This window comes from Nostoc sp. (assembly GCF_036918245.1).
GTDB lineage: Bacteria > Cyanobacteriota > Cyanobacteriia > Cyanobacteriales > Nostocaceae > Nostoc.
The window spans coordinates 85,430-95,404 of the sequence record NZ_JBALEF010000086.1; the positions used below are offsets into that span (position 1 = coordinate 85,430).

At 41.1% G+C, this 9,975-nt stretch carries 7 protein-coding genes; 3 read left to right on the forward strand and 4 right to left on the reverse strand.

The features are described from left to right. Positions 1 to 20: 20 nt before the first annotated feature. The 4 genes from V7L12_RS24340 to V7L12_RS24355 form a co-directional block, all read right to left on the reverse strand. On the reverse strand, positions 21 to 1,412 hold the full coding sequence (locus tag V7L12_RS24340; protein WP_335088234.1) for a hypothetical protein: 1,392 nt from the start codon (positions 1,410 to 1,412) through the stop codon (positions 21 to 23). A 462-nt stretch (positions 1,413 to 1,874) separates the two neighbouring features. Further along, positions 1,875 to 3,545, reverse strand: a complete 1,671-nt coding sequence (locus V7L12_RS24345; protein WP_335088235.1) for a phosphatidylglycerol lysyltransferase domain-containing protein — start codon at positions 3,543 to 3,545, stop codon at positions 1,875 to 1,877. 55 nt (positions 3,546 to 3,600) lie between these two features. Further along, on the reverse strand, positions 3,601 to 4,509 hold the full coding sequence (locus V7L12_RS24350) for an alpha/beta hydrolase (protein ID WP_335088237.1): 909 nt from the start codon (positions 4,507 to 4,509) through the stop codon (positions 3,601 to 3,603). Positions 4,510 to 4,627: 118 nt separating this feature from the next. Beyond that, positions 4,628 to 5,599, reverse strand: coding sequence for an alpha/beta hydrolase (locus tag V7L12_RS24355; protein ID WP_335088239.1), 972 nt, complete (start codon positions 5,597 to 5,599; stop codon positions 4,628 to 4,630). Between the two features lie 147 nt (positions 5,600 to 5,746). Here V7L12_RS24355 and V7L12_RS24360 point away from each other — a divergent pair, with 147 nt between their 5' ends. The 3 genes from V7L12_RS24360 to V7L12_RS24370 all read left to right on the forward strand — a co-directional run. Beyond that, entirely contained in the window at positions 5,747 to 6,688 is a 942-nt protein-coding gene (locus V7L12_RS24360) for a lysylphosphatidylglycerol synthase domain-containing protein (protein ID WP_335088246.1), read from the forward strand. Positions 6,689 to 6,962: 274 nt separating this feature from the next. After that, entirely contained in the window at positions 6,963 to 7,403 is a 441-nt protein-coding gene (locus V7L12_RS24365) for a hypothetical protein (protein WP_335088241.1), read from the forward strand. Positions 7,404 to 7,463: 60 nt separating this feature from the next. Continuing rightward, positions 7,464 to 9,975, forward strand: a 2,512-nt coding sequence (locus V7L12_RS24370) for a tetratricopeptide repeat protein (protein WP_335088243.1), incomplete at its 3' end; no start/stop codon positions are given.

Here is a 9,975-nt window from a genome sequence, read left to right on the forward strand (position 1 = left end):
TAAGTCGGGGATTTTTTGGATCACAACTGATTTAGGATAGGCACCTTTTTGCTGTAATATTCAGTTTTGGTAGAAATGCTGATAATACTATCACCAACTGCAAAAAAAGTACCTTCTTGCTCATCTTTAGAAAATTGCAAATTTGGGTATTTAGCAGCAGCTTCGTCAGCAGTCATGGCTTTGGCTTCCATTTGATCTGGCAATAGTCCAGTAGAACCAATGTAAAATACTAAGGGAGATATTTTATCTTGGTAGATATTTTCTGCATATTGTTCTAACTTTTTACTTGCCACCGTTAAAGCTGCAACTATTTCTTCTTTGTCTATCTGCTTACCAGTTTGTTTATCCTGCAACAACTGCCCTAAACTATCAGCACCAACTTTCTTAAGGATTCCTCTAACAATGCCATTTTGCTCAAGCCCAAGAAAATCATCAAAAATTGGTTTCATCAACTCGTCAACTTTTGTAATCTTGGTACGTGATGACAGTAACCTGTGCCTAACAGCGAGATTTTGATTAAATGCCGTCTCGAAACTTGGCTTAATGATAATTTCTCCAGTTTCTTTGTCATAAAGACGATACATTCTATTGAGAAACTTGTTAGCAGAAGGTAACTTACTCAAGTTCAGAATATCTTGACTGCCGATATCGATTTTATAACTAAATTTTGAGTCAAGAGTACCATTAGCTAAAGCTTCGTTGAAATCAGTGTATTCATTGATTGTAGGAAAATTGATGTAAATATTCTTAGATAGATAGTGCTTTTTAAACTCATCTAACTGCGTCTCAATAAATACATCTGACTCTTTTTTCAAGTGAGCGCAAATAATACTAGTCAGTACTTTAATTTCTGCTAGTTCATTGAATAGTCCATCAATACTGCTGTAACGACTATTAGCAGCTACAAGCGGCAAGTTGTCTAACTGAATCGTATGTTCAGCCCGAAAGTCAAATTCTTCTGCATCCAGTATGCCTTTTTCTTTGAGTAAGTCAAATAATTTTTTACTGCTAATTTTGACTTGTAATGAATTTACGTTGATTTTACCGTCACTTACAATCGTGTAATTATTAAAGGTGTTGAGGTCATTTACTAACAAACCTGCTACTTCAATAGTAGGAGTTGGGTCTTCAAATTGAGCAAGTTTAACTCTACGTTTGACAAGCATATTGATAGTAGCAGTATTGCGGTTAAACTGAAAATCGCCCATACCAACATAGTCAGTGTCATCCATAAATTCTGTTATCAACCAAGGTTGGAGCAGTTCTCCCTTTTCGTTTCTAACACCTCTAATACGTTTAATACCTGTTCTTTGATAATCTTCTTGTAGGTGCTTAATATTGATGATAATATTATTGCGGTATTGTGCAAAAATTTGGATTAATTCTACTAGAGAAATCTGATTATTTGTCATATTGCCACCTTCTATATAAAGGTCAAGAATCTTTTATAGCAACGGTTACTGAAGTCTATTACTCTGACAAAACAATCTGTTACAACCGTGTAAAGTTGAAGGGTAAATAGACAATAAATTGATTACGAAACTTTGTACACAGTTTCGTAAATTCGTGGATAATTGAGGGTTTAAGTTTAAACGCATAGGCGCTTCGCCTTCCCGCAGGGTAGGAGCGCAGAGTATAGCCCAGAGGAGCGCAAAGTTTGTTTGAGTCTATTCGCTACTAACTTAGGCAAAGCTCTACTTCGCGTTGTATACTTATCGGACATTCATACTTTTATAGTATAATTGTACCATATAAATGCCCAGTTGTGTAGACGTAGCCCGCTGTAGGCATCGCTTCATATATCTGTCCCTAACCGGCTGAAATATGCAATTCAGGTGAACAACAAGGAACCAGCACGTTATTTTTTCGCACATTTAGGCTCCGGGTTTGAAATAATCGAAGAGGCGATCGCCTGAATCTGCGCGAATCAATGCTACAACTACATCTGGTAAGGTGGCTAAACTGGGGTAAACCAAATAACGCGGTTCCCAACCGGGGCGGAATTTGTCTTTGTAAGCGTGCAGTCCCTTGAAGTTGTAAAAGCGATTCAAATGGTCGTAAAGATAGTGCAATACTTTTTCCAAGCGGCGCGATTCGGGGTTGTCTCCAACTCCAGCAAGCGCAGAAAGACCAAAATTAAAGCTGTCGTAACCAGACTCTTTAAAATGCTGGAGCAGGGAAATAAATAGAAAGTCCATTGTGCCATTTTCAAGAGATGAGCGATGTCGCATCATATCAATAGTCGCTTCGTTAAGTTGATACTCCCGGATAATGTTGGCAAAGGCGCTAATCTGACCTTCGGGATTATACACCACAGCAATCTCGCACTCTCGCAGGTAAGCTTCGTCAAACCAACCCAAAGAAAATTGTTTTTCTGAACCTTGTACCATTTTCAACCATTCATCACTTACAGGTTTGAGCCGATGCAATAAATCATTGGCGATGGGTGGTTGGTAAAAGTCGATTTGGTATCCTAGCTTAGTTAAACGACTAATTGATGGCCTAAAGTTTTTACCAGCTTTACCTTGTAACGTAAAACTTTTCAAGTCAACGATCGCTTCCTCTCCAATCTTGAGTACCTTAAACCCCAACGATTTGTAAAGCTCAACATCATCGGGCATAGTTTGGTAAAAGCCCGGATACCAGTCGTTGCGCTGACAAAACTGCCAGAAAGCAATAATTGTCTCTTTGCGGTCTTCAATTGGCCCTATGGGATCTCCCAAGGCGATCGCGCCTCGTCCTTTGGGAACATAAGCAATTACACTATTACCCGAAGGACTGAAAAAATAACTTTTATCATTTAAGAGTGTGAGCGCGGCTAAAGAAGAACATCCATATTGCTCGACAATTGCTTTAACTCTTCGTCGCTCATTTGTAGTTGCTATATTCCGCCAAAACACAGGTTGCAACAGCATTACCATTGCATAAGTAATAGTACCTGCGGCAATAATATAAATAGAATTAGCAAAAAATTCTCCAAATCGACTCTTTGGTTGCAGTCCCCAATTATCCTCGGTGAAGAACATCGCCAAAGTCTGAACTATCGCTTCACGCCAATTAAAATTCTCTGAAAATTTGCCGTCTAACAAGTAAAATCCAATAGTTCCGTATGCCAGGGTAAATAATAAAGCGCCCATCAGCACTCTCACTCCCCGTGCAATGGAAGGACGGTCTGATTGCGCCGTGAAAAAATGGCGCATCAAGATTAATTGCACTAGCAAAACTCCAGAGAGTAGACTTTCTTCATAGTCCAGTCCCTTCAGCAAGTGGCTGCAAATGGAAATTATTAGTATAGCAATGGTTAGTAACCAGGCTATTCTTTTCCGGCGTAATAAATTAGTAGCAAGTGTTAATAAAACAAACCCAGTCAATGCTGCAAATATATGACCACTGGCACGAATTTCAAATGGTAAAAATTCCTTTAACCAGTGAGTCCGCCCATACAGGTTAGGTGTCACTGCTGATAATAAATTTACTACTCCGACTAAACCTGTTAGGAAAGCTGCACTCCAAAGTCCAATCTGAGTTTTTAAATTATTAGTCATTTGTTATTAGTCATTAGTCATTGGTCATTAGTCATTTGTTTTGGCGTTAAAACTCTTAACTCCTAACTCCTAATTGTTTAAACTGTTCTCCGACATAGGAAAGTGAATCTTTTAGATGTTTGTGAAAGTAGTTCCAACCTACATTTGCACCAGACAAACCATGACCTCCAGGAAATTCATAAAATACGTGAGCAATGCCTAATTTCTTTAAGGTTTCGTTGAAGGCTTTGGTAGAGGCTAGCAAATTAGTATCGTTCAAACCCGCATCTAGATAAACACGCAATCGCTTCATATCTTGAACTGGTAGCTGTTGCACAATTTGTTGAGGACTATTTTGTGAACTGCTGTCATCAGTAAAGTAACCGCTATGGCTAAACAAAATCTGGAAGTTGTTGAGATAGCGTAATCCGATATTAAATGCCCCCCATCCTCCAGAAGATAGACCTCCCAGCGCCCAAAATTGGGGTTCTTTCAAAGTGCGGTAGCGCGACTTGACAACTTGTACTAATTCTAAACCAATCAAAGTCCCCACTTTGCCATTCGGCCCATCAAAGTAATCGGGGTCATATAAAGGACTAGAACCGCGATTATCATTACCATCAGGTGTAATCACAATCGATGGCGGTAATTTTCCACTTTCATAAAGTTCATGCAATACGTCTAAGAGTGCGTATTTATCAGCATAAGCACGAGCATCATCATGACCACCGTGTAGTAAGAATATCACAGGGTAGCGCTTTTGGGGATTTTTGCTATAACTAGGGGGCAAAATCACACCGTAGTTACGGACTGCACCCATCGCTTGGGAGTTGAAGGTTGCTAATTGAAACTTTAGCCCAGTATTTGCCTCTTTTTTGGGTGGGTCTAGTTGTGGCGCACCTAAGATGAATACATAATAATAACCAGCAGTAGTAAGAAGTGCGATCGCTCCTACCAAGCTAATTAACAATTTATAAATCTTCATATTATTTTAAAGTTAAAAAAATCACCTCCGTTAGAACTTACTATAATTAATCTGCTGAAAAATTGTAGTAGAGTTTTTCACATTAATGTTGAAATATCAACGGTTTTGCAAAGTAGTATTATTGCTCAGAATGATTTTGAATTATATTTAAATTTTCAGCCATATTTGCTGTTTCATTAACTCGAAATTGTTCGCCGACAAATGTCAATGAATTTGCTAAATGTTTCCGCCAGTATTTCCAAGTGTGACTGCCAGGAAACTGATGAAATGAATTATAAACTTTTAGTTGATTTAGTACTTTAGTAAATCGTTCTGCTTCGCCGATTTCATCAATATCTGATGTACCCGAATCTAAGTAAATCTTCAACCTTTTTTGAGCTTGTAGGGGAATGGTTTTAATATAAAATATTGGGCTATTTTCTGGGCCACTTTTATCATTAAAATAACCACTATGACTAAATAAAATCGAGAAACGATCTACGTTGTGTAATCCCACATTGATTGCTCCCCAACCACCAGAAGATAAACCACCTATCGCCCAAAAATTTGGATTATTTATTGTACGATAACGGCTTTGCACAACTTTTACTAACTCATCGCCTACGGCTGTAGAGACTTTACCGTTAGGGCCATCGATATATTCGGGATCTCGGTAGGGACTAGAGCCACGCTTGTCGTTGCCATCTGGTGTAATGATGATGCTGGGTGGCAACTTACCTGTAGTATAAAGTTGTTCTACAGTCTTGAGAGCTTGTCCCTTATTCTGAATAAACCAATCAGTGGGATTACCATGTCCACCGTGGAGGAGAAAGATTACAGGATACCTTTGTTTTGAGTTTTGCTCATAGCCAGGAGGTAAAGAAACGCCATAAGTGCGACTTCCACCCATTACTTTACTATCGTAGGTTTCAATTTTATAGGTTAGGAGAGTCGCTGAGTTGCTAGTATTGCGCTGGGTTGGAAGAACGGAAGGCGTTGTTTGTAAATCCTGCTGTTGCGGTGGTTTTGCGACGACACCTTGGGAGAAATTACAGCCAACTAGGGTTAATACTGAAAATAGCAAGAAAATTTTAGATTGTTTGTAGTTCATCTTTGAAAAGCATTGGGCATGGGGTAGTTAGTCGTTGCTTGCCTTCAAAAGCTTATGCAAACGGTATGTCAACGCTGTGTCAACAAGATGGAAACTTTACGACTGGTTGTAAATTAAAAGTCAAGAGTTAGGATGAGTTTCTTCATGATGCTTAAAAAGCTGCGACTCAATTTCAGTTCTTTGTTTGGCTTGTTGCTGCTGGTGCTTTCCCTGTTGGCGATCGCTAACGAATTACGTCAGTATAATTATCGTGACATCCTCAACTCTCTAGCTGCTATTCCCAAAAGTCGCGTAAGTTGGGCAATTTGGCTGACAGCTTTGGGCTATCTAGTGATGATTGGGTACGATATCTTAGGTTTTAACTACATTAATCGTTCCCTAAGTTGGAATAAGATAGCTTTCACTAATTTTATTAGCTCTGCATTTAGTAATACCATCGGTTTTGCCTTGCTAACTGGTAGTGCTATCCGTTATCGATTTTATGCTAGTTGGGGAGTGTCAGCAGTTGCGATCGCTCAAGTAATTGCTTTCGCCAATTTTACTTTTTGGTTGGGGATGTTTGCTGTTGCAGGTTTCTTATTCCTCATCAACCCGTTGAAAATTCCCACTCAATTACATTTACCTTTTGCTACTGTGCGTCCCATCGGCATAATTTTTCTACTATTAGTTGCGGCTTATTTACTAGGAAGTATTTTGATTAAACAACCATTAATAATTCGTGGACATGAATTTCGATTTCCTTCTTTTAACATATCTTTGGCTCAAATAGCAATTTCTAGTTTTGACTGGATTCTGGCGGCGGCAGTTCTTTATGCTTTACTTCCTAGCAATATATCTTTGTCATATCTAGACTTTTTAGGTATTTATTTACTAGCGATGTTTGCAGGGGTGGTTAGTAATGTTCCCGGTGGGTTGGGAGTATTTGAAACTATAATTTTGCTGATTCTATCCTCAAAAGTTTCGGCGGCGGCAGTTTTGGGTTCAATGTTAGCTTATCGGGGAGTCTATTATTTCTTACCTTTGCTAGTAGCAGCAGGTTTGCTCGGACTTTATGAAATTAGATTTAGAGCCGAAAACTTCCGAAAATGAATCAACTATCAAGTCCAGTTTCAGGATGAACACTAAGAGATTCCTGACTTCTTGAAAAAGTCGGTTATCTAAGAATTTCAAGTAAGTAAAATCGATAAATACTGCTAATTTTAAAGGAGATATCTTTACAAAGAGCGGTGAAAGTTCATAATTTTTGCCGAGGCGATCGCTAAACGTAGTTTTATAACTTCTTCTGTTATTTGTTCTCCGTTACCTGTTTAGAGTCTGTTAGACTGAGAAGCATAAGTAAAATCTCGTATATTTTGGGAAACTTATGGAGCCAGTATCGCTGACAGCAGCTGCGATCGCAAACTTGGTTATCACCAAAGCTATAGAAAAAACTGTAGAGAAGATAACCGAAAGTACCTTAGACAAGTTGAAACTGCTACGCCAAAAAATTTGGGATAAGTTCAAGGGTAGACCGAAAGTACAAGAAGCCTTAACAAAAGCTGAACAAGGTTCTAAGCAAGATTTAAATTTAGTGGCTGCCTACTTGCAAGTGGAGATGGACACCGACACCCAATTTGGTGAAGAAGTTCAAAGCCTTGCTCAAGAAATTAACCAAGAAATTAATATTGGCAAGGTTCAAGGTAGAAATGTCCAGAATGTTTATGGTGGCCAAGGTTTTCAAAGCATTGATAGTAAAGCTCCCACTTTTCAAGGCGTAGAAAATAGCCCAATTACTATCAATTACCATCAGAATTCCCCTGATTGACTACAGTCGCCCGAACGGGAACGGGTAAAGTCAAATCCCCCTACTGAAATACCACAAAATTTGCCCTTGAGTGGGGTGGTGGAATTTGTCGGACGTGAAGAGGAATTGCAAAACCTCCATCAACTTTTGCAGGATAATAAGCAAGTAGCCATTGCTGCGATCGCTGGTATGGGTGGAGTTGGTAAAACAGAACTTGCCTTACAATATGCAAAAGCTCACCGTGAAACCTACAAGGGTGGAATTTGTTGGTTGCTGGCAAAGACTGGAGATGTGGGCATTCAAGTTGTGCAGTTTGCTAGAACGCAGCTTGACTTAAACCCACCAGAGAATTTAACAGAAGATTCTCAAAAGAAATTACTCGCGCAAGTGCAATATTGCTGGCGGCGTTGGCGTGACGGTGATGTGCTGCTAGTACTGGATGATGTCAGCGACTACGAGCAAGTTAAGCTTTACTTACAATCGCTACCTTCTCGGTTTAAAGTGCTGATGACTACGCGCCAGAACTTGGGACGCATCGCGCAGTTATCTTTGGATGTGCTGCAACCAGAGGCGGCGCTGGAGTTATTAAGGTCTTTACTCAAGGAAACACCAGAGCGAATTGAGCGAGAATTAGTTATAGCAAATCAGTTGTGTGAGTGGCTGGGATATTTACCTTTGGGTGTGGAATTAGTGGGGCGCTATCTGGCGCAGAAACAGGATTTATCTTTAGCAGAAATGTTGCGGCGGTTGGAGAACAAGCGACTAGATGAGCGTTCCCTCTCTAAATCTAAGTTGGAAGCCGACATGACAGCACAACGAGGTGTGTTAGCAGCCTTTGAGTTGAGTTGGCAAGAATTAGAGGACGACGATAAACAATTGGGTTGTTTATTGAGTTTATTTGCTGCCGCACCCATACCTTGGAAGTTAGTGGAACAGTGTTTACCAGAAGAAGATGCGGAAGATTTAGAAGAAATTAGAGACGATAGCTTGCTGAATCTACATTTACTCCAGCGCAAAGGTGAGGGAGTTTACCAATTGCATCCACTGTTGCGGCAGTTTTTCCAATATAAGTGTACAGGTTTAGAAAAGGCAGAGGAACTTAAGCGCTCCGTTTGTCGGGTAATGATAGCAGTTACTAAAGATATTCCTGAAACTCCCACCCTTGACCAAATCACCGATGTCACACCTGCAATACCTCATCTAGCTGAAGTAGCGAAGAATCTGATTCAATATGTCAGCGATGATGATTTAGCTTGGACTTTCACTGGTAACGCTAGGTTTTACGATGCTCAGGGGTTATATGACCAGGCTTTACCTTGGTATCACCAGTCTTTGGAAATCACTTACAGGCGGTGGGGAGGAGAACACCCAAATGTTCTCACTACGTTGAGCGAACTAGCGGGATTCTATCACTTCCAAGGAAGGTACACGGAAGCCGAACGACTTTACGTCTACGCTTTGGAACTCTTACGTAAGCAGCTGGGAGAAGAACACCCAAATATCGCCGCTAGCCTCAACAACCTAGCGGGACTCTACCACTCCCAAGGAAGGTACACGAAAGCCGAATTACTTTATCTGCAAGCTTTGGCACTTAAGCGTAGACTGCTGGGAGAAGAACACCCAGATGTCGCCACTAGCCTCAACAACCTAGCGGCACTCTATGACTCCCAAGGCAGATACAGCGAAGCTGAACCCCTTTACATCCAAGCTTTTGCACTCTTACGTAAGCAGCTGGGAGAAGAACACCCAGATGTTGCCACTAGCCTCAACAATCTAGCGTATCTCTACCACTCCCAAGGAAGGTACACCGAAGCCGAACCTCTTCACATTCAAGCTTTGGCACTTAGGCGCAAGCTGCTGGGAGAAGAACACCCAGATGTCGCCACTAGCCTCAACAACCTAGCGGCACTCTATGACTCCCAAGGCAGATACAGCGAAGCTGAACCCCTTTACATCCAAGCTTTTGCACTCTTACGTAAGCAGCTGGGAGAAGAACACCCAGATGTTGCCACTAGCCTCAACAATCTAGCGTATCTCTACCACTCCCAAGGAAGGTACACCGAAGCCGAACCTCTTCACATTCAAGCTTTGGCACTTAGGCGCAAGCTGCTGGGAGAAGAACATCCAGATATCACACAAAGTCTCGACAACCTAGCATTACTCTACCACTCCCAAGGAAGGTACACCGAAGCCGAACCTCTTTACATTCAAGCTTTGGCACTTAGGCGCAAGCTGCTGGGGGGAGAATACCCAGATGTTGCCACTAGCCTCAGCATCATAGAGCCAATATACGACTCCCTGCTAGACAGACACACGGAAGCCACAACAGGTTACATTGATTTTTTGGCACTCTACCGTGAGCGGCTCGAAGGAGAACATCCAGATGTCGCTGCTAGCCTCAACAACCTAGCTAATCTCTACAACTCCCAAGGCAGATACAGCGAAGCCGAACCTCTTTACATCGAAGCTTTGGCACTCTACCGCAAGCTGCTGGGTGAAGAACATCCAGATGTCGCTGCTAGCCTCAACAACCTAGCTAATCTCTACAACTCCCAAGGCAGATACAGCGAAGCCGAACCTCTTTACATCGAAG

Bases quoted from the DNA above. Each gene is read 5' to 3' on its own strand.
- V7L12_RS24340 (WP_335088234.1), bottom strand. From the start codon at position 1,412: ATGACAAATAATCAGATTTCTCTAGTAGAATTAATCCAAATTTTTGCA.
- V7L12_RS24345 (WP_335088235.1), bottom strand. From the start codon at position 3,545: ATGACTAATAATTTAAAAACTCAGATTGGACTTTGGAGTGCAGCTTTC.
- V7L12_RS24350 (WP_335088237.1), bottom strand. From the start codon at position 4,509: ATGAAGATTTATAAATTGTTAATTAGCTTGGTAGGAGCGATCGCACTT.
- V7L12_RS24355 (WP_335088239.1), bottom strand. From the start codon at position 5,599: ATGAACTACAAACAATCTAAAATTTTCTTGCTATTTTCAGTATTAACC.
- V7L12_RS24360 (WP_335088246.1), top strand. From the start codon at position 5,747: ATGCTTAAAAAGCTGCGACTCAATTTCAGTTCTTTGTTTGGCTTGTTG.
- V7L12_RS24365 (WP_335088241.1), top strand. From the start codon at position 6,963: ATGGAGCCAGTATCGCTGACAGCAGCTGCGATCGCAAACTTGGTTATC.